Raw genomic sequence first — 22452 nt, forward strand, 5'->3', positions numbered from 1 at the left:
CCGGTTTTTTAAGTGATTATGATAACTTTTTAACTGCAACGGCACAGGCTTTGAACTCAGCTGTTCCAGAAATTGGATCATACTCATTTAATGTTAAAACGTTTGTTGGAGTTTCAGACCAATGGAAACTCATAAACACAAGTCCAGGCACAACCTGTTCTGTCAATTTTGCTTTAACAGTCAATTCACCACGGCGAGAACTTACATGCACAATTTCGCCGTCTTCAATTCCTAATTCGTTAGCATCATCAGGATGTATATCTAATGTTTCTTCTGTTTGCTTAATTTTCACACCCTCTGCATAATGTCTAGTTTGAGAATGTGTATTATAAGATTCATAGCGACGACCGGTCGTTAGCATAAACGGAAATTCTTCATCTGGTAATTCCAATGGAGCGGTATAGTCAACTGGAACGAAGGATGACTTCTTTTCCTCTCCAGCAGTTTCGTTATGGAAATGCTGGTGTAATAGAAGTGTTCCTGGATGATTTTCGTCAGGACATGGATAATGAATGCTATATTCCTGTTCAAGTCTCTCATAGGAAATCCCACCATAGGTTTCCCATGCTAATTCACGGACTTCATCCCAAACCTCTTGACTTGATTGATAAGACATTGAATAACCCATCTTTTCTGCTAATTCACAAAGGATTTGCCAGTCTTCCTTCACATTTGGATGGGCATCAACAGCTTTACGTACACGTTGAACACGGCGATCTGTGTTGGTATAAGTTCCATCCACTTCACCCCATGATTTTGCAGGTAACACAACATCGGCCATAGCAGCCGTTTCTGTTAAGAAAATATCTTGAACGATTAATAAATCAAGATTTTCCAATAACTTTCTCGTATGGTTCATATGCACATCGGCCATCAAAGGATTTTCTCCGATTACATATAGTGCTTTCACTGCGCCTTCTTCAATTCGATCAAACGTTCTCGTTTGAGTATCTCCAGCCATTGGATTAATTTCAACACCCCAACGTGCTTCAAAGCGAGCTCTTTTATCATCGTCAGTAATGCTATACGCACCTGTTAATTGGTTTGGTAAGCAGCCCATATCACCGGCACCTTGAACATTATTTTGGCCGCGCAACGGCATGATACCAGTTCCAATTTTTCCTATATTACCTGTCAGTAAAGCTAGATTAGCAATATCAAAGACATTATTTACGCCACAATGATGCTCAGTAATACCAAGAGTATAAGCAATCATTGAACCTCCAGATGTTGCATACTCCCTTGCAGTCTCGATGATTACTTCTGGTGTTAAACCAGTGATGGATGCTGCTAATTCCGGTGTATACGATTCCACCTTTTGTTTTAGCTTTTCAAATTCCGACGTTTTGTTTTTGATAAAATCAGCATCATAAAGTTCTTCTTTTATGATAACATGAATCATACTATTAATAAGAGCAATATCAGAACCAACACTAATTTGTAGGTGTCGGTGTGAAACCTTGACCATATCAATTTTACGAGGATCAACAACAATAATTTTTAATCCCGCTTTTGCTGCTTTCTTCATTCGATTAGCAATAATTGGATGAGCCTCTGTAGTATTAGATCCCATTAATAATAAAACTTTTGCCTCATTTATATCTTCAATACGGCTAGTAGGTGAACCACTGCCAAAAACAGTCGCCAGACCGGCGACGCTAGGAGCGTGTCACGTTCGGTTACAACCATCAATATTGTTACTATGGATGACCGTTCTCATAAACTTTTGAGTAACGAAGTTTGACTCATTAGTCGTTCTTGCACATGCAAACATTGAAATCGCTTCAGGTCCAAAGTTTGTCTTAATTTTGCTTAATCCATCAGCAATAAATTGTAATGCTTCTTCCCATGTCGCTTCCACAAGCTCCCCAGCTTTGCGGATTAATGGCGTTGTAAGCCTTGATGGTGCATGCACATATTTATAAGCAAAGGCACCTTTTACACAAGTTTGCCCATTATTTACAGGTGCATCTTTATCTCCTCTGATTCGTTTGATCTGATTGTCTTCAACCTCAACAACAAGACCGCAACCTGTACCACAATAGCCACAAACCGTCTTTATGCTTTCAATAGCCACGTTGTCCCCTCCAGTAATTTATTAATAAAACACCATGATAATATAATAAACGAGAATTTGTTAGAAATGCATATAACTTTAAGAACATTTTATTAAAAAAAAATAACGCAAGCAGTGACAATGCTCACGTTATTAAGCTGGTCGTGCTGGTAGCACTATATTGAAGGTAGTTCCTTTGTCAACCTCACTCTCAATATAAACGCTTCCATTATGGCTCTCGATAATTTTGAAAGTCACCATAAGACCTAGCCCATTACCATTTTCTTTTGTTGTGAAGAACGGTTCACCTAATTTTTTTATCTTTTCTTGCGGAATACCGATTCCACTATCTTGAATGGAAATCTCAACCTTACTATTTCTAACATTTACAAATACGCTCAGGTCTCCTCCGTTTGGCATCGCTTCAATTCCATTTTTAACCAAATTAAGGAACACTTGTTTTAAACGGTCCTCATCACATTCAACCTGAATGATCTCTTGATCAGCACTAAATAGAAGACGAACATGTTTTTTCCTCGCTTCAAACGATAGCAAATTTAACACATTTTGGATAATTGGTACAATATTCTTCTCTTCAAGATTTGCTGCTTTCGGTTTTGCTAACACCATAAATTCTTCCACGATTGAATTGACGCGATCAAGTTCTTCTAAAATTATATCAAGGAATTCTAATCTTTCTGGGTTCTTTTCATCTAATTGCAAAAATTCTGCATAACCTTTGATTGATGTTAGCGGGTTTCGAATTTCATGCGCAACTCCAGCTGCAAGCTGACCTACAGCTGCTAATTTATCTTGACGATGTAAAGTTTCCTCTTGCTTTTTTCGCTCAGTAATATCATTTCGAATCGATAAAAATTGGTATGGATGTTTATTGTCATCCAAAAACGGAACAATGGTTGTATCAACCCAATAATAGCTACCATCTTTTGCCTTATTCCTGATTTCCCCCTGCCAAACATTCCCACTCAAAACAGTTTGCCACAATTCCTTAAAAAACATTTTCGAGTGATACCCCGAATTGAGCATTCTAAAATCTTTGCCTATCAATTCATTTCGATCATACTTAGACAACTCACAAAATTTGTCATTTACACTAGTAATTCTGCCTTTTTCATCTGTGAAGGTAATAATAGATGATTGATCAAGCGCAAACTTGATATCTCTAAGCTCCTTCAGAGAATTTTTCAGGCTCTCTTCAGCGGTCTTTCGAGCGGTTATATCGGTCCTAATCGATACATATTGATATGGTTTCCCGTTCTTATTAAAAAAAGGAACAATGGTTGTATAGACCCAGTAAAAAGAACCATCTTTTGCTCTATTTTTAATTTCTCCCTTCCATACTTTTCCTTGTCCAATTGTGGCCCAGAGATCCTTAAAAAATCCCTTCGAATGTGCTCCAGAATTTAAAATTCGGTGATCCTGTCCAATTAATTCTGCCTCGGAATATTTTGAGATCTCAACGAATTTGTCATTCACATAGGTGATTCTCCCTTGAGGATTGGTTATCGCAACAATCGAGGATACATCAAGAGCAGTCGTAATATCCCGTAAGCTTGTATCGCTAATTGCCAGACGATTACTGATTAATGCGCTTGAACTGATTAATCCACCTAAAATAATAACAGCAACAAATAAGATTAAATAAAATATGAAATTCTCAGATGGAGGTTGTTGAAGTGCTGACTGCTGTTGAATTTCAAACTCTGAAGCTCTAATAAATAATATGTGTCCTTGGACAATGCTCGCTGAAATAATAATGGCTCCAATCGGCTTTAACCATGCGTAACTGGTCTTAACAAGGCTTTTCGTGTAAAACAAAAGCCAAAACGAAAACAAAAACCCCGAAAACACCAATATAAGTGTTAACAACATGATTAACTGATTATAGTGTGCGGTTAGATTCATCGAGTACATCCCAATTACATAATTCGAAAAAACCGCCATCGTTATTAAAAAGCTTCCAATCAATAAGTTAGCCTTCGAAATTGATTTCCCTGTCATCAAATAAAGGGCCATTCCTGTAAATGAAATCCCTATTATTATTGCAAGCAATACAATCGGAAGATGGAAACTCATCGAGCCATTCATATATCCGGATAACATTCCGAAGAAATTCATAACCCAAATTCCGATTCCCATTGAAAATGTGCCACCTAAAAACAGAAAGTGCTTATTCCTCTCTGTAGAATTCAATAAGGACAATAAATCCAACGCTGCGTAAGACGACATCATTGTTAATATGATAGCGACCATCATTAAGATCGGGCTTGAGGACGAAGTTAACATCATTCCATCTCTCCTATTTTCTGACGTCTTTAATACTATAATTGTAATAGAAATCAAGATAGAAGAAAAGAGAAATTTGTCGATTTTTCAACAATTTTCTTCACAAAATACTTTCTTAAAATATAAATATATTTGTTAATCAATCATTTTGGGTATACAAGATAATTTATGCTTTATTTATTTTTTAAATTTTTTGATTTTTTAGAAAAAGGGGCTATACAAACGCCTTGAATCGTAATATACTGTATTACAACAGAACAGAAAAACAATTATCTGTATTATAAAAAGGAGGAATTTATTCATGATTTACCAAAATCAAACAGAAACTTTACGTCAAGGTTCAAAAGTATGTCCAGAATGCGGAAACAAAATGAACGAACAAGAACAATATTTCATTCAGGAATGTGATCGTTGCTTAGCTAAAAAGGAGGAATTTTAATGTTAATTCAAAGTCCAGTAGAGTTTTTTCGTCAGTTGCCTCAAAAGATATGCTCTGAATGTGGTGAACATTTTGTTGAACAAGCAGAATCTTATCTCCAGGAATGTGACCGTTGTTTAGCAAAAAAAGAAGAATAAAAAACGGCCGAAGCTGGCCGTTTTTTTTTTGCGAATGATAATTTTTCGTTTTGCTGCTTAGTTTATTCGAAGATTCTTTTTTGAAGACACTGCTATACCATTTCGTTCACCTATTTTGAGGAAGTTGCACATTTCCGGTCTGCTCATGCTTATCTATTTTCATTAAGCATAATACTAAGATAACCCCCACAAATGCCATCAAACTAAAAAATAAATATACAATATTAATGAAATAATGATCAAAAATAATTCCGCCAATATATGTACAGAACCAATTACCCAACCCGTTCCCAATTGCCGAATATAATGTTATTGCCGTTGCTGTCAGGTGTGTAGGTGTAATTCCACGAACATATTGAAGTCCAGCCGGTATAAATAATCCGACCGAAGCCCCCTGTAGAAAAGCTGAAGCATAAATAACCCCTATATTTGGCTCTGTAAAATAAAGGAACCATCGCCCGAGTGAAACCATTCCCGCCACTACCACTATCGGTAGTATGCCAAACCGCCGCACGAGGTGACTAGCTAATCGCATAAACGGAATTTCCGATAATACAGCAATTAAAAACGCCATTCCTATACCAGTATAAGAACCACCCAGATGCTCAACGAGTAATCCAAAATAAACATTATTCCCCAAATTTGGCCCAAAAATCATAAAGGTAATTACTAAAAACAAAAGAAATTTTTTATAAGAAAGCATTTCCTTGATACCTGATAAGAGATGTGTATTTCTAGCTTCATTTGTTTTTTCCTGCGGCAATTTGGTTGCTAAAATAGACGCAACGGTCAACGCTAAACAAAACGAATAAAAAATTACTGACTCGTTTATTTCCGATAATCTGCCCATTATAAAGACTGCCATACCAAATCCCAATGACCCGTAAAGGCGTATCGAGCCGTAATTAACCTTCACTTTACTACAATAAGCCAAACTAATGCTATCTGATATCGGGATAATCGCACTTTGAAATAATGCTACAAGTACTGCGATAACCAAAAAGCCGAGGTAAGTCTGGAAATAAAGATAACCCAATGAAATAATTCCTGCCACTAAAGTTGTGATTGTTAACACTTTTACTGGTGCATTTAGCCAATCTGAAACCATTCCCCAAATTGGTTGAAAAAAGATCATCATGATAGGACCAATCGACATAATCATTCCGATTTGATAGCCAGAAAATTCATTTACCTCACTCATATATACACTTAATAGTGGCGAAATACTGCCAACACCAAAAAAGGTTAATAGATAAAATCCCTTCATATTATTCATATTATTTCGTACTTTGGTATTCATTCGTGGTGCCTCCTGCACATGCCCAATTTAAAGTAACAAAAGTTATTGTATCAAACTTTTCAAAGTGCACCTACTTTTGATACATAGCTGGTTCCTAAAAAAAAGATGTCTTGAATGGGTGTGTGATCCCAACAAGACATCCTTCTTATAATAAATATGGTATGGCGAACGGCAAGACAGTTGAGATTAGAACAGCTGCTACCCCCATCGCTACACCTGCTACTGCACCTTGTAATTCCCCTTCCTTAGCAACTTCAGCAGTTCCTATGCCATGAGCCATTGAGCCGATTGCCAAACCTCTGGCAAATGGATGATTTATCTTAAGCAAATTCATTAGCCACGGTCCAAACATAGCTCCCAACATCCCTGTAATCATGACAATTCCAGCAACCAAGATGGTATCTCCACCAATAATTTTTGAAACCTCTGAAGCTACTGGAATGGTAACTGATTTTATACTTAATGATGCCAGTATATATTTGGCTAGATGGAACATTTTAGCTAAATATATGGCTAGTAACACCGTTACAATTGTGCCGGTGGTTAAGCCTACTAATGCCGGGATCAGATATGCTTTTAATAAGGAACGGTTTCGATATATTGGCACTGCTAACGCAACTGTCGCCGGTCCCAGTAAATATGTCATAATCTCCTTAGCGGGTTCGTATTGTTGATAATTTACAGAACTTGCAAGTAGGATAATAATTACTATCGATGTTCCCAAAAACACCGGAGTTGTAAACGGTGATGGATATTTTACCGAGATTTTTCTAACAAAAAAATAAACAATTACAGTTAGGATAATACTATACGTGGTGATGATGGTGCTCATGCTGGACCGCTTCCTTTCTCGTTACTAACGCTTGCGAAAGTGACCCTGACACCACTATCCCTACTAATGTGCTGATAACCAACACAATAATTAACGCAACTCCATTTTTGATTATGACATGCCCTAATGTCATCAAACCAACGGAAACCGGAATAAAAAAAAACGACAAATGCTTGATTAATAATGATGACACCTTTTCAACCCAATCAAGGCGGATATGCCCAGTACATAATAACAGAAAGAGAAGTATCATCCCCATCACATTTCCTGGAATCGGAAGATGTGTTTCCTTGACAGTAAAGACGCCGACTTGATAAATTCCCCATAAAACCAACAGTTGCAGTAAAATGTTAAAAATATTTCTGACCTTCAAAAAGAACTTCTCCTTTCACCGAATGAACGATTGATGATTTGTTCATCATGTAATTTCAAAGAGAACTCCTTTTTTTCTCCTATTAGTACTCTAATGAATATTATCTGTATATTTAAATAATAATAAAAGAAAATGGTTATCTTTTCAATATATTCAGAAAATATTGTTTCTTTTTTTATTGTATAGATTTTTGGAAAGATTATGAAAGAGTTCACAAAATGTCCATATGATTATGTGAGTTTTTTCCTTATCTTAAATATGGGGAGGGGATCATGAATGAAGAAAACATATATACTTGTTGTAGCTCTTATATTAATCGGTATTACCTCTGGAATTATGTTTTTTGTAATACGAGATGCAAATGCAACAATACCGGGCAATGCTTCATTAGTTAATCAACATGGCGAACCGTACATATTTAAGAACGCTGACAAAAAATTAAAGCTGGTTGAATTTATGTACACAAACTGTCCAGACATTTGCCCTACAACGACTCAAAAAATGAATTTGCTAAAAAGGGATTTAGAAAAAGAGGGGGTCTTTGGTAAGAAGGTTCAATTCATTACCATTACCATCGATCCATATAAAGATACACCCGAAGTAATGACACAGTACATGAAGAACTTTGATATTAAGGACGACGGGAACTGGATTTTTCTTACAGGTGACCCAAATAACATCCGCGAAGATTTAAAAGAAATTAATGAAATCGCAGAACCGTTTAAATTCCAATTCCGCGACCCTGGTGATGGTTACTACGTTCATACATCACTCACCTTTTTAGTTGATGAAAACAACAAATTTGTAAAAAAATTCCCAATGGGTGAGGATTTTGATCGTGAAGACGTCTTTAATAAAATAATGGATGAGATTTAGGAAGATTGTTTCTTCCTTTATATCTAAAAAAAGCGGTGAATCATTGATTCACCGCTTTTTACATTTATGATTTAATCGTCATTGAAGGAGTTTGTTTCACCGTAACTAGTTTCATTACATAATGGGATCTAGGTTTTGTAAAGCTGACGTTTATTCCAGATTCTTTTAGTTTGTTTACAAAATCAATTAACTGATTTTTTGGCATCTTAAAAACCCCTTTACCCTACCCGATTCAATTCTATTTTACACAAAATAGCACTAGAATACAGTAAAAATTGAAAAAATAGATCAATTTTTTTGCATTTCTGAAATTTCTGTATTATTATCATATATTCGACACTTTTTTGTGCGACTAATATCACATAAGGTATTCACCCCTTATTTGACTCAATTATTACATTTCTGGCTATTACTTCATGTGAAATCAAAGGAAATCATTCGCTCGCAACGATTTTTATGATATAATTCTTTAGATTATGTTTTTGGAGGATTATAAATGATAACAGTTAGTAATGTAGGTTTGCGCTATGGCGACAGAAAATTATTTGAAGATGTTAATATAAAATTCACACCAGGGAATTGCTATGGATTAATCGGTGCAAATGGAGCCGGAAAATCTACTTTCTTGAAAATCTTATCTGGAGAAATTGAACCTCAATCAGGCTCAGTATCAATGGGACCTGATGAACGCCTTACAGTATTAAAACAAAACCATTTTGAATACGAAGAGCATGAAGTGTTAAAAGTTGTCATCATGGGTCACTCAAAACTTTATGAAATCATGCAAGAAAAAGATGCCATTTATATGAAAGCAGATTTTACCGATGAAGATGGCATGCGCGCAGCTGAACTTGAAGGCGAATTCGCCGAATTAAATGGTTGGGAAGCAGAATCCGAAGCAGCAATCTTACTAAAAGGTCTTGGAATTGAAGAAGATCTTCATTATAAGAAGATGGCTGACTTATCGGGTGGAGAAAAGGTTAAAGTTCTACTTGCCCAAGCATTGTTCGGTAAACCGGATGTATTACTACTGGACGAGCCTACGAACCACCTAGATATCAAGGCAATTCAATGGCTTGAAGAATTTCTGATTAATTTTGAAAACACTGTCATTGTTGTTTCCCATGACCGTCATTTCTTAAATAAAGTTTGTACCCATATTGCAGATTTGGATTTTGGTAAAATTCAAATCTATGTAGGAAATTACGATTTCTGGTACGAATCTAGCCAGTTAGCAGTAAAAATGGCACAAGATGCCAATAAGAAGAAAGAAGAAAAAATTAAAGAATTACAAGCATTCATTGCTCGTTTTAGTGCGAATGCTTCAAAATCAAAGCAGGCAACTTCACGTAAAAAATTATTAGATAAAATATCATTAGATGATATCCGCCCTTCCTCACGTAAATATCCATATGTCGGATTTACTACAGAGCGTGAAATCGGAAATGACTTATTACGTGTTGAGTCAATATCAAAAGAGGTTGAAGGCGTTAAAGTTCTTAATGATTTCAATCTCATTATGAATAAAGGTGACAAAATCGCCTTAGTCGGTCCTAATGAACTCGCCAAAACAACTTTATTTAAAATTCTAATGGGTGAACTTGAGACAGATAGCGGTTCATTTAAATGGGGTGTCACAACCTCTCAGGCTTATTTTCCGAAGGATAACGCAGAATTCTTTGAAAGCTGTGAGCTTAATCTTGTTGATTGGTTGCGTCAGTTTTCTCCAAAGGATGACAGCGAAAGCTTTCTACGCGGCTTCCTGGGGCGTATGCTATTTTCCGGTGAAGATGTACTAAAAAAGGCAAGTGTGTTGTCCGGTGGAGAAAAAGTACGCTGTATGCTTTCAAAAATGATGCTGAGCGGATCTAATGTGCTACTACTAGATGAGCCTACTAACCATTTGGATCTTGAATCCATTACAGCCCTAAACAACGGCTTAATTAATTTTAAAGGCTCACTTATCTTCTCTTCACATGACCACCAGTTTATTCAAACGATTGCAAATCGCATTATCGAAATTACACCTAATGGCGTAATCGATAAGCAGATGACCTATGATGAGTATCTTGAGGATACAAAGTTGCAAAAACAAATAGCTGATATGTATACTGGCGCTTAAGCTAATTGTGGAGGGGATAAAAATCCCCTCCTTATTTTTCTCATTTTTTATACTACTCCTACCCTTGATCATTATGACTTCTTTTGTTTTTTGCGAGAAGAATTTGCCTGACGTGAACCCGTTTCCGTCGTAGTGGTCCCTTGTCCTTCCACCTGTGAAGAATTTAACCCAATCGTTGATGGATCTTTTTTTCGTATATTACTCATCCTTACACCTCCCAACATGTCTTGTTCACGGATTATTTTCTCCAAATGATTCAAGAATATTTTCACGACATGGTGGAAAGCTTACATGTGTGAAGGAGGTGTTTTTCTTTGGCCAAAATAGGTGTAGAGCAATCTTTAACTGATGTTCAACAAGCACTTCGTGAAAAAGGATACGATATTGTTGAATTAAAGCAAGAACAAGATGCAAAAGGCTGTGATTGTTGTGTGATTACGGGCTTGGATTCAAATGTTATGGGTATGAATAACACAATTACAAGCGCTTCTGTAATTGAGGCAAACGGCCTGTCAGCTGATGAGATTTGCCAACAGGTCGAACGACGAATCCAATAATATAACCCTTTAAAAGACTAAAGTAATCTTTAGTCTTTTTTGATTGGTTTAATGGCAATATGTATTGAAATTAAATTGTTTCTATTAATTGAAATCACTGTTTATTCCCTGCTTAATTCGGTATAATGCAACTATGTTTTAAACACAGTGATTATTGAAAGGAAAAATATGAGTGAACAGTTTTGGATTCCAGTTAAGCTTTCTTTAGAAATTTCTACAGTCGCCGTAATCTTCTCGCTCCTTTTTGGTATTTTAATTGCATATTGGATGACGAAGTCTACTTTCCGCGGAAAAACAATCATCGAAACTGTGCTCCTCTTGCCACTTGTACTTCCCCCCACCGTCGTAGGTTTTTTATTAATAATGATATTCGGCGCCCAAAGTCCTGTTGGCAAATGGATAGAAAAAATCCTTCAACATTCGATCATGTTCACCTGGTGGGCGGCACTTATTGCTGCAATTGTTGTCTCCTTTCCGCTTATGTATCAGTCACTAAAAACAGGCTTTCAGGCTGTAGACAGTGATATTGAGGCTGCTGCGCGGATAGATGGGGCAAGTAATTGGATGGTTTTTTTATTCATCACGTTACCATTATCGATAAAATCGATCATTTCTGGGATGATTTTGGCGTTTGCACGCGCCTTGGGTGAATTTGGTGCCACCTTCATGTTTGCAGGCAACATCCCAGGTAAAACACAAACGATACCAATCGCTGTCTATATCGCACTTGATTCTGGAAATATGGAGTTAGCTTGGTTGTTTGTAACGATGATGGTATTGATATCATTCATCATGCTGCTCATGACAAACATCATAAAATAACAAAGGATGATGTACTTTGGTAATTAACCGAAAAACATCATCCTTTTTATTACATTTTCTGTTTTTTCATCACACTAATCGTTGCACCCGCAGCAAGGACAACAACTATCCCAAAAAAAGCGCTCATGCTAGTAATCGGAACTTTTTTCGGAGATTCATCTGCAACTGGCTCATCTATTAGCTGTTTTTTAACTTGATCCAATTGAATTTCCTGAAATGTCTGTTTTTCCGGTGACTGAATCTTTAAGACTCCTTGTTCTGACACTTCAAAAGTGGCTCCAGCTAATGGCTCAGTAATTAAAGTAGGCTTTGATAGCTTAAAAACCTTATCTTGAACCTGATACGTATTTGTATCTTGTAATTGTGTTAATTTAAAATTTTGAAAGCCATAATCAAACAAATCTTTTGTGTCACTATATATATCACGTTTAAAATCAGCTTTTAAAAGAATGGCGATTAATTTCATATCGCCATTTTCTGCAGTTGTAGCAAGCGTCTGTTTGGATTCGTTTACAAATCCAGTTTTGCCACCTGTTACCCCCGGATAGGGAACCTCACCTTTTAACATTTGGTGATGCGTAATTAATGTTGTATCCCAAGTTTGGCCGTCCCAAGCTAACTCCTTTGTCCCGAATATTTCCTTGAAAGTTGCATTTTTTTGTGCATATGCAGTGATTTTGGCTAAATCCTCTGCAGTTGTAAAATGGTCAGCCTCAAAAAGTCCACTTGGATTTGTCAAATGCGTATTTGAAATGCCTACTTTTTCCTTTAAGTATTTGTTTATTTCTTTTGAAAAAGTTTCAACATCTCCGTTTAAGTATTCGGCAATTGCAACGGCAGCATCATTTCCAGAGTTAATCAACATACCTTGAAGCAGATGGTGTAATGTGACTGTTTCACCTGGTTCTAAATAGACTTTGGTTCCTTCAGTATTTACTGCATTTTCACTCACAACAATTGAATCCGCTAAATTGCCTGTTTCTATTGCGTAAATTGCTGTTGCAATTTTCGTTAAGCTCGCAGGATACATTCGTTCCTGAGAATTTTTACTGTACAAGATAGCACCTGTTTGCGAATCCAATAAAACTGCCGCTTCACTTTTTATTTGTAATGTAGTCCCTCCTATTTCAGCTGAGACGGTTACTGATGAAAAAAGTACAACAAAAATCATACAAAACAAGATCAATAATTTTTTCACTTTATTACACAACTTTCTATATTAATATTACAATAATTACCATTAAGCCATTAGAAATACTGATACAGAAAAATATTTATAAGATAATGACCTTCGTTTTTCACTATCCCCTTAAGCAGAATATCAGTTCAATCAACAACGAATTATATCATTAAAAAGAATCTAAAAATATTAATATTTTATTACAATCATGTTTGTGTTGTTTATTTTAATTGTTTTTAAAATACGGACAAGTTTTTACCTATACCATGCATATATTGGGAGTAGACAACCATAAGGGGGAGTGTACTTGCATTTCTTCATATTAAAAAGAAGAACGTTAGCCATTTTCTTCATTCTTTTCTGCTCGTTATTTGTTACAACCATTTGGCTTTTTACAAATACAGAAAAAGATATTCCAACAATTAATCCAACTGGAAAAACTAGAGAAATTCATATTGTCACAGGTGAATTCAAAGCGAAGACCATTGATGGAAAGGAAATCGAGGCCTACAGATGGGATCCAGGTACAATCTTTATCAAACAAGGAGAAAAAGTCGAATTAAAGGTGTTAGGTATTAACGGCCGTAGTCATCCATTTATAATTGAAGGAACTAAGATTAAAGGTACGATAATTCAAAATGAAGAAACTGTTATTCCACTTCAATTTTCAAAAGAAGGCATTTATCGGATGATTTGTCTAACTCATCCTGATAAGGAGCATAATGGCCCCATGATTGCCTATATTATTGTGGATTAGCAACTTTGAAACAGTGGGTGCTCCCACTGTTTTTTTTGTGCAACCTATTACGATTAGAAATTTCCAGACCAATTTTTAAGGAAATAGGAGATTATATTAACATGTTTGACTTCATAATAATCGTTATATTAATATAATCTTTTTGTATAACAGTTGAAACACGACGAAAACAATTATAGTACAGATTGTATTTTCAACTGGAAACCAAATGTATTTCACGATATTGTCAAAAAGCCACAAACCGTTGGTATATAAGCATTTAAAGGGTTTTCAAAGCCAAAACATCTCAATGGGTGTGATTTTACTCACATGCAATCTGTATTACAAATTATATGATGAATTCATCAAAACTGTTACATTAATTTCAACCAAACGAGGTGCTCAGTAAATGGAACAAACCAAAACAGCTACTCAGCAAAAAGAACACTGGAAAAATTTTAATAAGGGTCCATGGATGAAAGAAGTAAATGTTCGTGATTTTATTCTAAAAAACTTCAAACCATACCAAGGCGATGAGTCTTTCTTAGCTGGTCCAACAGAGGCAACAACTAAGCTATGGGATCAAGTAATGGATTTAACAATGCAAGAGCGTGAAAATGGCGGCGTTTTAGACATGGACACTGATATTGTTTCAACGATTACTTCACATGGCCCTGGCTATTTAAACAAAGATCTTGAAAAAGTAGTTGGTGTCCAAACCGATAAACCTTTCAAACGGTCTATGCAACCATTTGGTGGTATCCGTATGGCTGCACAAGCTTGTGAATCTTATGGTTACGAACTAAATAAAGAAGTAGAAAAAGTTTTCACAGATTACCGTAAAACTCATAATGCTGGTGTATTTGATGCTTATACTGATGAAATGAAAATGGCACGTAAATCTGCAATCATCACTGGTCTACCAGATGCTTATGGCCGCGGTCGAATCATCGGTGACTACCGTCGTGTTGCATTATACGGAATTGACTTCTTGATCCAAGAAAAGAAAAAAGATTTAAAATCTACTTCAATGGTTATGACTGAAGATGTCATTCGTCTACGTGAAGAAATTTCTGAACAAATTCGCGCTTTAGGTGAATTAAAACAATTGGGAGCAAAATATGGCTTTGACCTTTCTGTTCCTGCTAAAAATACAGTAGAAGCATTCCAATGGCTATACCTTTCATATTTAGCAGCAATTAAGGAGCAAAACGGTGCAGCGATGAGCCTTGGTCGCGTATCAACCTTCTTAGATATTTACATTGAAAGAGATTTAGCAGAAGGTGTATTAACTGAAGCAGAAGTACAAGAAATCGTTGACCACTTTATCATGAAGCTTCGTCTTGTAAAATTTGCAAGAACACCAGATTACAATGACTTATTCAGCGGAGACCCTACTTGGGTTACGGAATCAATCGGGGGTATGGCTTTAGACGGCCGTCCATTAGTAACAAAGAACTCATTCCGTTTCTTACATTCATTAGATAACTTAGGACCAGCTCCAGAGCCAAACTTAACCGTTCTTTGGTCTTCAAAGCTTCCTGAGAACTTCAGAAAATATTGTGCAAATATGTCAATTAAAACAAGCTCAATCCAATATGAAAACGATGATATCATGAGCCCTGAATACGGCGATGATTACGGAATTGCTTGTTGCGTATCAGCGATGGAGATTGGTAAGCAAATGCAGTTCTTCGGCGCTCGCGCTAACTTAGCTAAAGCCCTTCTTTATGCGATTAACGGTGGTATGGATGAAAAGCTAAAAATTCAAGTTTCACCAAAATATCAACCAATTACATCAGAATACCTTGATTACAATGAAGTAATGGAACGTTTTGACATCGTAATGGAATGGTTAGCAGGACTTTACATCAATACACTTAACGTAATTCATTATATGCATGACAAATATAGCTATGAGCGCATTGAAATGGCGCTTCACGACACGAAAATTCTTCGTACTATGGCAACTGGTATTGCTGGCCTAAGTGTTGTAGCCGATTCATTAAGCGCAATCAAACATGCTAAAGTAAAAGTAATTCGTGACGAAAATGGAATTGCAGTTGATTTCGAAACAGAAGGCGATTTCCCTAAATACGGAAATAACGATGACGCAGTTGACAGCATTGCAGTAGAGATTGTTGAGACCTTTATGAAGAAGTTACGTAAGCATCCTACTTACCGTGATTCAATGCATACTTTATCAATCTTAACGATTACTTCTAACGTAGTATACGGTAAGAAAACGGGTAACACACCAGACGGACGTCGTGCTGGCGAACCATTCGCACCAGGAGCAAACCCTATGCACGGCCGTGATACAAAAGGAACGCTTGCTTCCCTTACTTCTGTTGCAAAAATTCCTTACAACTTTGCTTTAGACGGAATTTCTAATACTTTCTCTATCGTACCAAAAGCTCTTGGTAAAGAAGATGGCGAACGTGTAAACAACCTAGTTTCCATTTTAGATGGATATACACAAAAACATGGTCATCACTTAAATGTTAACGTATTTAACCGTGAAACATTAATCGATGCAATGGAGCATCCAGAATTATATCCACAGTTAACCATTCGTGTATCTGGTTATGCTGTAAACTTCATTAAATTAACAAAAGAACAACAATTAGACGTTATTAACAGAACGTTCCACGAAACAATGTAGTAAATATAAGCAAACTAAGAATGGAACCTTCCCTTCCCTCTGAAGCGGAAGGTTCGTTTTTAACTGAAGGGAGAGCTCATTATGCTCGGAAACATTCATTCAATTGAAACATTTGGTACTGTCGATGGCCCAGGAATTCGATATGTAATTTTTACGCAAGGCTGTCTCTTGCGTTGTCAATTTTGCCATAATGCGGATACATGGGAAATAGGTACTGGTAAGCAAATGTCTGTTTCTGAAATCATGAATGATCTACGCTCCTATTTACCGTTTATACAAGCTTCAGGTGGAGGAATTACTGTAAGTGGCGGTGAACCACTTTTGCAGATACCATTCCTTCTCGAGTTATTTAAAGCGTGTAAACAGCAAGGAATTCACACAACGATTGATTCGTCAGGCGGATGCTATTCTACTTCCCCGCAATTCCAGGAACAATTAAAGGAATTAATGAGCTACACTGATTTAATCTTACTGGATTTAAAGCACATTAATCGTAAGAAACATATTAAATTAACTGGTATGGCGAATGATCACATCTTGGAGTTTGCTAAGTTTCTATCTCAACATCAAATTCCGGTTTGGATCCGCCACGTATTAGTACCTGGAGTAACTGACGATGTTGAGGATTTAAGGCAAATGGGCGAGTTTATTGCAACCTTAAAAAATGTAGCTAAGGTAGAAATCCTGCCTTATCACAAACTCGGTGTTTATAAGTGGGAGGCACTTGGTTTGGAATATCCGCTTAAGGACGTAGAACCACCTAGTGACGAAAAAGTATCAGAAGCTTATCAATTACTCACTGAGCAAATGGTAAAAATCTAAACTTTTTTACAGTGCTTCTTCTATCGAGGAAGCATTTTTTTTGAAACTTTTTCTTCGTTTATTCGTATTACAGTTGGCTTCCTTCAATTTACCATTGCTCTTCTGTCTGTAATTCTATATACTCAATACATTCGTAGTAAAGAAGGTGAGAATAATGCTTGAATATCTGTTGGATTTTACCAATACGTACGCTCTATATTCAATTTATGTCGGGCTTGTTCTTGGCCTTTTATTAAAATTGTGGTTTGATTGGTCTGTTAAGGAAACATCCATCGATTTACTCGCTAGAAAAATACAGGTAAAGTTAACTACTCATGATATCATGATCCAAAGAAAAAGCCGTGTTTTACCGAATCGGCTGTTAATTTGGATGATAAAATATATTCGTAATAAAACCGGAACTGGTGATGATTCGGAAGCAACACTGATTTCCTTCCAAAGCTAGAAATTAATATTTTTTAGGAGGAAATCATGAAAGCTTATAAAACATCATTATTTTTTATTATTATTGGGTTAATCACATTATTATCAGGCTGTTCACAAGCAACTACACAAAATAGTGACAGTTGGTTTAATCACTTTTTAGTACAACCATTTACATCTGCAATAACCTTTTTGGCAGACCTTTTTCAAGGAAGCTACGGTATTGCGATTATCTTAATTACTTTTATTTTACGTTTAGTATTAATGCCACTTATGTTGCGACAATATAAGAATCAAGCAGCGATGAAGGAAAAAATGGAGGCTTTAAAGCCTGAAATGACGGAGATTCAGGCTAAACTTAAAGCAACAAAAGATAAAAAGGAGCAACAAAAGCTTCAACAAGATATGATGGGGTTATATCAAAAGCATGGTGTTAATCCACTGGCGATGGGCTGTTTACCGATGCTGATTCAAATGCCAATTATCATGGGTTTATATTATGCCATTAGAGGCTCAAAAGAAATTGCTACCCACTCCTTCCTTTGGTTTAATCTTGGTTCTTCTGATCTTGTGATTACAGCTATTGCTGGTGTGATTTACTATTTTCAATTTAAGGTATCACAATCAAATCTTCCAACTGAACAGCAGCAGCAAATGAAAATGATGGGACTTATCTCCCCTATCATGATCGTCTTTATGTCACTAAATGCCCCTGCTGCACTTCCATTATACTGGACAATCGGCGGTTTCTTCCTTATTCTGCAAACGATGTTAGCTCGGAAATTATACCAACAACCGTCCACTACAAAGACAGCTTCAGTTGAGAAATAAAAGAAATGCCAGCCTAATCTCAGGCTGGCATTTTGTTATGCATCTTTAAAATACTCTTTATAATATCCGCCAACTTTACCAGAGTTGTCGAGGATAAAATAAAATTCCTCAGTCTCATTTTTAACTGCATAGGTTTGTCCCACAGTTAATACTTGGTTAACAACGTATTTTTTTGCATTTGTATGGACGCAAATTACTTGTTTAATTGAATCACGATCATGCCATGTATGTTGAATCAAAATTTGCCACTCCTTTATTTAGCTCATCTTCAATCATTATAAGGAATAGACATTTCATTCCGCAACTACTTATTAACTATTTGATGGAATTAATGTCCACTTTTTAATAATTGAACATTTTGAAAATTGTCACAAAAATTAATATAAATGAAATATAATTTTGGGTTTTCAAAACATGAAAAAACATTTACAATAAATTAAAACTTAATATTATTTCCTTAAAACCGAGGAGGCATGCAAGTGAAAATTATGAGTAATGAGCAGTTAATCGTCTCGTATCGTGATGCATTAAAGTCGGATAAGGATAAGGATTGGATTAAAGTTTTAAAGGATGAAATTCAACGTCGTGGTTTAAGACCATTTAAAAAAGGATAATATCAAAACACCGCTGTAAATTATTACAGCGGTGTTTATTTTGTAAAACAAGTAAATGGTTTATGGTAAATCAATAAAAGTTAAATCATTTGTGGATTGTGGATGCATTCGCTTCTCATGAAGTGTCATACCGACTATTTCCATCGTTTCAATTTGCAGCTTTGATTCACCTGTTAATAAACAATGCTGAAATCTTTCTCCAGACAAGAAAACATCTATCCCATCCTCATTTAGAAATGCGATATTTTCCTCATTATTTGAAACGCGATGTGAACTGTGTCTTAGTTCATGCATTCTAATACTTCCTTCCTCCATAATTCTTCTATATATTCATTATATACCAAATTTTCTGTAAATAAATATGTCGAATTTTCAAACTATGCCTTTTGGACATATTTATGCTGCTTCGATATTTTTCTTCCATGGATAAAATAATACATGAATATCCCCGAAACAATGATCAGCGAACTAAACTGATAAATATGCCCTAGACTAATATGACTCATAGCCGCACCTATCACATATGAGCCAACCCCTATCCCAAAGTCAAATACCGATAAATAGGTTGCCGTTGCCGTCCCCCGTCTAGTAGGTGCAGCATATTGTACGGCAATTGTTTGAAAGCTCGGCGAGGCTGTTCCCCAGCCTAAACCAATAAGTGCTGCTGCAAACATAAATATGTGCGAAGAATTCACGATTCCCAGCACGTACATCCCCGCAGCAAAACATAATAGTGCCGGATAGATAATCCAATTTTCCCCATATAAATCAAAAATCCTACCCGTAAATGGCCGTGATAGGAGCAATACAACAGCATAAACAACAAAAAAGTAGCTAGACACCTCAATTAGTCCTATCTCATTGGCATATACTGACACAAATGAAAGAATAGAAGCATAAACGAGGCCAAGCAAGCCTCCAAGTAAGGAAATAGGGAGCGCTGAAGGTTCAAATAAGTCCTTCCACTGAAACGTTATGTTCGCTTGTTGCGTTGTTAATTCAGGTAGTTTCACACCTAAACCCAATAATAAAGCCAACAACGCAGCGAAGATACAAATCGAAAATAATATCGTCGTACTCCACTGATTGATTGCTGTAATCCCGATAAACGGACCAACCACCATCGCAATCGTCGTCGAGAGAACAAAATAACCCATTCCCTCTCCCCTTCTTGAATTTGGTAGTAAATCAGCAACAATAGCCCCTGTCGCCGTCGTGCTCATCCCAAATCCGATTCCATGGATAAGGCGGATGACTAATAAACCTATAATAGAGTCAGGTCCAAAATAGAAAAAGGTTGGCAGCGCAAAAAAGCATAAAGCGACAACCAAGATTATTTTTTTACCAAAGCGCTCAAGCCAATAACCGGCAAATGGGCGGATGATAATGGCGGATATTAAAAATACCGAAGTTAACAATCCCGCCTCTGTATTTTCACTTTGCAAATGATCGATTGCATACACCGGTAAAGTAACCAACAAAATGTAAAACGCTAAAAATAGAAAAAAATTAGCAATCGAGATAAGCAAAAAATCCTTTGTCCATAAGGAAGATGTATTCATTGAAAAAACCTCTTTTCTAAAGCTCGCGCAACCACTTTGCGATTAACGCTGAAAGTTCCTGTCTAGCTGATTCTGGTAATGATTGAATGAGGGTGTCATCCATTTTTGTTACCGCCTTTTCCCATAACGGAAACGATTCAAGTGCTTTTGGAGTTAAAGTAATATACTTCTTTCGTCGGTCGGTTCTATTCTCGTAAGCCACATATCCTTGATCTGTTAGTCGCTTGATGGTTCGGGTCATTGGAGGTGCCTCAACACTCAAATAGTCGCATAACTCCTTTTGCGTCAATGTCCCTTTTTCTTTTAGCACAAAAAGAACTGACCACTGTGCTCCATAAATGCCATAAGGCAATAATGCTTCGTTTAATCGCTTCGTTAATTTTCTTGATAATTGATGGATTTGATGAAATAAATGCTTATCCAAAGCAACATCCTCCTAATTACTTACCCAGGTAACTATTTTACGAAAAAAAGTAACTATTTCTTGGAATCGAAATAGTTACTTAGGTAAGTATATTCCTTTTTCACAGGTTTTGTCAAAAAAAGTTTTTACAAAATCATATGGCTCTCACTTAATCCATTTTTTTCGGGTACGCAGTAATACAAATGTCGCTTCCAATTTGTTCTATCGAGTGAAATTCAAGATTCACTGCTTCATCCATCGACTCTCGATCGCTTCCTGCAAATGGAGTTTTTGAATTTCGCCCTCCTAATAGCTTTGGTGCAACATAAACTAAATATTTATCAATGAGGTTTTCCTTAAGGAAAGCACCATTTAGTTCACTTCCACCCTCTAGTAAAAGTTCAGTAATGCCTCTTTCAAATAACTTCTGCAACACAACAAACAGATCAAGTCCTGTTTCATTTAATGGAGCTGAAATGACTTCTACTCCCAATGCATTTAAGTTACTTATTTTTTCAAGGTCCACATTTTGTCCAGTCACAATCCACGTTTTCACTTCGTCAGATACCTTAACAATTTTGGCATCCAAAGGAGTTCTCAAGTTCGAATCTAAGATAATCCGAATCGGATTTTCACCTCCACCTTCAGGTAATCTGGTCGTTAATTCTGGATCATCCAAAAGAACCGTACCGATCCCGACCATGATTCCATCAACTTGATTTCGAAGTCGATGAACAGTTTCTCTTGCTTTATCTCCAGTAATCCATTTGGAATGTCCGTTATAGGTTGCCAGTTTTCCATCCAATGTCATTGCCACCTTGGAAATCACAAAGGGACGAGCTGTAATCATATTATGGATAAAGCGCTCGTTTAAAAGGCGAGCTTCTGTTTCGAGAATTCCGACCTCAACCTCTATTCCAGCTTCCTTAATCAAGTTAATTCCTCTTCCAGCAACAAGTGGGTTTGGATCCTCCATCGCCACAACCACTCGCTTGACTCCAGAATTTTTCACCAATTCTGCACAAGGAGGAGTCTTACCATAATGTGAACATGGCTCTAAAGTAACATAAAGAGTTGCATCTTTAGCGTGATCACCAGCCATACGAAATGCATGAACCTCAGCATGGGGTTCACCTGCCTTTCGATGTAGTCCGGAACCCACTATCATCCCATCTTTGACAATAACTGCTCCAACTAATGGGTTCGGATTCGTCTTCCCCCTCGCCGTCTCTGCAAGCTCAAGCGCAATCTTCATATAATATTGATCTGTTTTCATTTCATATACTCCTTAAATGATAATTAGTGTTTTTTATTAACTGACTTTTATCTACTTGTATTGACCATAAAATAGTAACTAAATAGCGTCAAGTTTGAAGGCCACATCTATAACATGCC

At 36.5% G+C, this 22452-nt stretch carries 25 protein-coding genes; 12 read left to right on the plus strand and 13 right to left on the minus strand.

Annotation, left to right across the window (positions count from 1 at the left end):
- Nucleotides 1–16 precede the first annotated feature (16 nt).
- Nucleotides 17–2077, minus strand: coding sequence for a formate dehydrogenase subunit alpha (fdhF, locus tag HHO41_RS22335; RefSeq protein WP_348981226.1), 2061 nt, complete (start codon nt 2075–2077; stop codon nt 17–19).
- A 132-nt stretch (nt 2078–2209) separates the two neighbouring features.
- The gene (locus HHO41_RS06475; RefSeq protein ID WP_348981227.1) at nt 2210–4366 is read right to left on the minus strand and encodes a PAS domain-containing protein; all 2157 of its coding nucleotides are present in this window, start codon (nt 4364–4366) and stop codon (nt 2210–2212) included.
- Between the two features lie 298 nt (nt 4367–4664).
- Here HHO41_RS06475 and yhfH (HHO41_RS06480) point away from each other — a divergent pair, with 298 nt between their 5' ends.
- Nucleotides 4665–4802, plus strand: a complete 138-nt coding sequence (gene yhfH / locus HHO41_RS06480) for a protein YhfH (protein WP_169096664.1) — start codon at nt 4665–4667, stop codon at nt 4800–4802.
- The gene (gene yhfH, locus HHO41_RS06485; RefSeq protein WP_169096666.1) at nt 4802–4939 is read left to right on the plus strand and encodes a protein YhfH; all 138 of its coding nucleotides are present in this window, start codon (nt 4802–4804) and stop codon (nt 4937–4939) included. The genes yhfH (HHO41_RS06480) and yhfH (HHO41_RS06485) overlap by 1 nt, the downstream gene beginning before the upstream one ends.
- Before the next feature lie 106 nt (nt 4940–5045).
- On the opposite strand, the gene HHO41_RS06490 is transcribed toward yhfH (HHO41_RS06485), so the two are convergent.
- The 3 genes from HHO41_RS06490 to HHO41_RS06500 all read right to left on the minus strand — a co-directional run bounded on the left by HHO41_RS06490 (nt 5046) and on the right by HHO41_RS06500 (nt 7444).
- Nucleotides 5046–6239 (minus strand): MFS transporter, encoded by a 1194-nt coding sequence (locus HHO41_RS06490; RefSeq protein WP_169096668.1) that lies wholly within the window; start codon nt 6237–6239, stop codon nt 5046–5048.
- A 145-nt stretch (nt 6240–6384) separates the two neighbouring features.
- On the minus strand, nt 6385–7071 hold the full coding sequence (locus HHO41_RS06495) for an LrgB family protein (protein ID WP_169096670.1): 687 nt from the start codon (nt 7069–7071) through the stop codon (nt 6385–6387).
- Nucleotides 7046–7444 carry a CidA/LrgA family protein gene (locus HHO41_RS06500; RefSeq protein ID WP_211171059.1) on the minus strand — a complete coding sequence of 133 codons (399 nt, stop codon included), beginning with the start codon at nt 7442–7444 and terminating at the stop codon, nt 7046–7048. Before HHO41_RS06500 ends, HHO41_RS06495 begins: the two co-directional genes overlap by 26 nt.
- 276 nt (nt 7445–7720) lie before the next feature.
- On the opposite strand from HHO41_RS06500, the gene HHO41_RS06505 reads away from it, so the two are divergent.
- Complete coding sequence (locus HHO41_RS06505; protein ID WP_169096673.1) at nt 7721–8320, plus strand: SCO family protein; 600 nt, start codon at nt 7721–7723, stop codon at nt 8318–8320.
- 64 nt (nt 8321–8384) lie between these two features.
- On the opposite strand, the gene HHO41_RS06510 is transcribed toward HHO41_RS06505, so the two are convergent.
- Nucleotides 8385–8525 carry a hypothetical protein gene (locus HHO41_RS06510; protein ID WP_169096675.1) on the minus strand — a complete coding sequence of 47 codons (141 nt, stop codon included), beginning with the start codon at nt 8523–8525 and terminating at the stop codon, nt 8385–8387.
- Between the two features lie 291 nt (nt 8526–8816).
- On the opposite strand from HHO41_RS06510, the gene HHO41_RS06515 reads away from it, so the two are divergent.
- Nucleotides 8817–10442: an ABC-F family ATP-binding cassette domain-containing protein gene (locus tag HHO41_RS06515; RefSeq protein ID WP_169096677.1), complete on the plus strand. Its 1626-nt coding sequence runs from the start codon at nt 8817–8819 to the stop codon at nt 10440–10442.
- A gap of 71 nt (nt 10443–10513) precedes the next feature.
- Here HHO41_RS06515 and HHO41_RS06520 read toward each other — a convergent pair whose 3' ends face one another.
- Nucleotides 10514–10648 (minus strand): YuzL family protein, encoded by a 135-nt coding sequence (locus tag HHO41_RS06520; RefSeq protein ID WP_169096680.1) that lies wholly within the window; start codon nt 10646–10648, stop codon nt 10514–10516.
- Between the two features lie 108 nt (nt 10649–10756).
- Between HHO41_RS06520 and HHO41_RS06525 the strand changes: the two genes are divergently transcribed.
- Nucleotides 10757–10999: a YkuS family protein gene (locus HHO41_RS06525; protein WP_169096681.1), complete on the plus strand. Its 243-nt coding sequence runs from the start codon at nt 10757–10759 to the stop codon at nt 10997–10999.
- A gap of 168 nt (nt 11000–11167) precedes the next feature.
- Nucleotides 11168–11821 (plus strand): molybdate ABC transporter permease subunit, encoded by a 654-nt coding sequence (gene modB, locus HHO41_RS06530; RefSeq protein WP_169096685.1) that lies wholly within the window; start codon nt 11168–11170, stop codon nt 11819–11821.
- A 49-nt stretch (nt 11822–11870) separates the two neighbouring features.
- Here the strand turns inward: modB and HHO41_RS06535 are convergent, their stop codons facing one another.
- Complete coding sequence (locus HHO41_RS06535; RefSeq protein ID WP_348981228.1) at nt 11871–13019, minus strand: D-alanyl-D-alanine carboxypeptidase family protein; 1149 nt, start codon at nt 13017–13019, stop codon at nt 11871–11873.
- Nucleotides 13020–13308: 289 nt separating this feature from the next.
- Between HHO41_RS06535 and HHO41_RS06540 the strand changes: the two genes are divergently transcribed.
- The 5 genes from HHO41_RS06540 to yidC all read left to right on the plus strand — a co-directional run bounded on the left by HHO41_RS06540 (nt 13309) and on the right by yidC (nt 18478).
- On the plus strand, nt 13309–13758 hold the full coding sequence (locus tag HHO41_RS06540; RefSeq protein WP_169096687.1) for a cupredoxin domain-containing protein: 450 nt from the start codon (nt 13309–13311) through the stop codon (nt 13756–13758).
- Between the two features lie 388 nt (nt 13759–14146).
- A complete protein-coding gene (gene pflB / locus HHO41_RS06545; protein WP_169096689.1) occupies nt 14147–16402 on the plus strand; it encodes a formate C-acetyltransferase in 2256 nt (751 codons plus the stop codon).
- 81 nt (nt 16403–16483) lie between these two features.
- Nucleotides 16484–17224 carry a pyruvate formate-lyase-activating protein gene (gene pflA, locus HHO41_RS06550; protein WP_169096691.1) on the plus strand — a complete coding sequence of 247 codons (741 nt, stop codon included), beginning with the start codon at nt 16484–16486 and terminating at the stop codon, nt 17222–17224.
- Between the two features lie 154 nt (nt 17225–17378).
- Nucleotides 17379–17669, plus strand: coding sequence for a hypothetical protein (locus tag HHO41_RS06555; protein WP_169096693.1), 291 nt, complete (start codon nt 17379–17381; stop codon nt 17667–17669).
- A gap of 26 nt (nt 17670–17695) precedes the next feature.
- Complete coding sequence (gene yidC / locus HHO41_RS06560; RefSeq protein WP_169096695.1) at nt 17696–18478, plus strand: membrane protein insertase YidC; 783 nt, start codon at nt 17696–17698, stop codon at nt 18476–18478.
- A gap of 35 nt (nt 18479–18513) precedes the next feature.
- On the opposite strand, the gene HHO41_RS06565 is transcribed toward yidC, so the two are convergent.
- Nucleotides 18514–18717 carry a DUF6501 family protein gene (locus HHO41_RS06565; protein ID WP_169096697.1) on the minus strand — a complete coding sequence of 68 codons (204 nt, stop codon included), beginning with the start codon at nt 18715–18717 and terminating at the stop codon, nt 18514–18516.
- A gap of 249 nt (nt 18718–18966) precedes the next feature.
- On the opposite strand from HHO41_RS06565, the gene sda reads away from it, so the two are divergent.
- The gene (sda, locus tag HHO41_RS06570; protein ID WP_248278391.1) at nt 18967–19092 is read left to right on the plus strand and encodes a sporulation histidine kinase inhibitor Sda; all 126 of its coding nucleotides are present in this window, start codon (nt 18967–18969) and stop codon (nt 19090–19092) included.
- A 60-nt stretch (nt 19093–19152) separates the two neighbouring features.
- Here the strand turns inward: sda and HHO41_RS06575 are convergent, their stop codons facing one another.
- The 4 genes from HHO41_RS06575 to ribD all read right to left on the minus strand — a co-directional run bounded on the left by HHO41_RS06575 (nt 19153) and on the right by ribD (nt 22333).
- Nucleotides 19153–19386, minus strand: coding sequence for a hypothetical protein (locus HHO41_RS06575; protein ID WP_169096701.1), 234 nt, complete (start codon nt 19384–19386; stop codon nt 19153–19155).
- An 83-nt stretch (nt 19387–19469) separates the two neighbouring features.
- Nucleotides 19470–20654 carry an MFS transporter gene (locus tag HHO41_RS06580; protein WP_169096703.1) on the minus strand — a complete coding sequence of 395 codons (1185 nt, stop codon included), beginning with the start codon at nt 20652–20654 and terminating at the stop codon, nt 19470–19472.
- 16 nt (nt 20655–20670) lie between these two features.
- Nucleotides 20671–21078: a MarR family winged helix-turn-helix transcriptional regulator gene (locus tag HHO41_RS06585; protein WP_169096705.1), complete on the minus strand. Its 408-nt coding sequence runs from the start codon at nt 21076–21078 to the stop codon at nt 20671–20673.
- Between the two features lie 148 nt (nt 21079–21226).
- Nucleotides 21227–22333, minus strand: coding sequence for a bifunctional diaminohydroxyphosphoribosylaminopyrimidine deaminase/5-amino-6-(5-phosphoribosylamino)uracil reductase RibD (gene ribD / locus HHO41_RS06590; RefSeq protein ID WP_169096707.1), 1107 nt, complete (start codon nt 22331–22333; stop codon nt 21227–21229).
- Between the last annotated feature and the right edge of the window lie 119 nt (nt 22334–22452).

The organism is Bacillus sp. DNRA2, from assembly GCF_012843265.1.
Classification (GTDB): Bacteria; Bacillota; Bacilli; order Bacillales; family Cytobacillaceae; genus Bacillus_BU.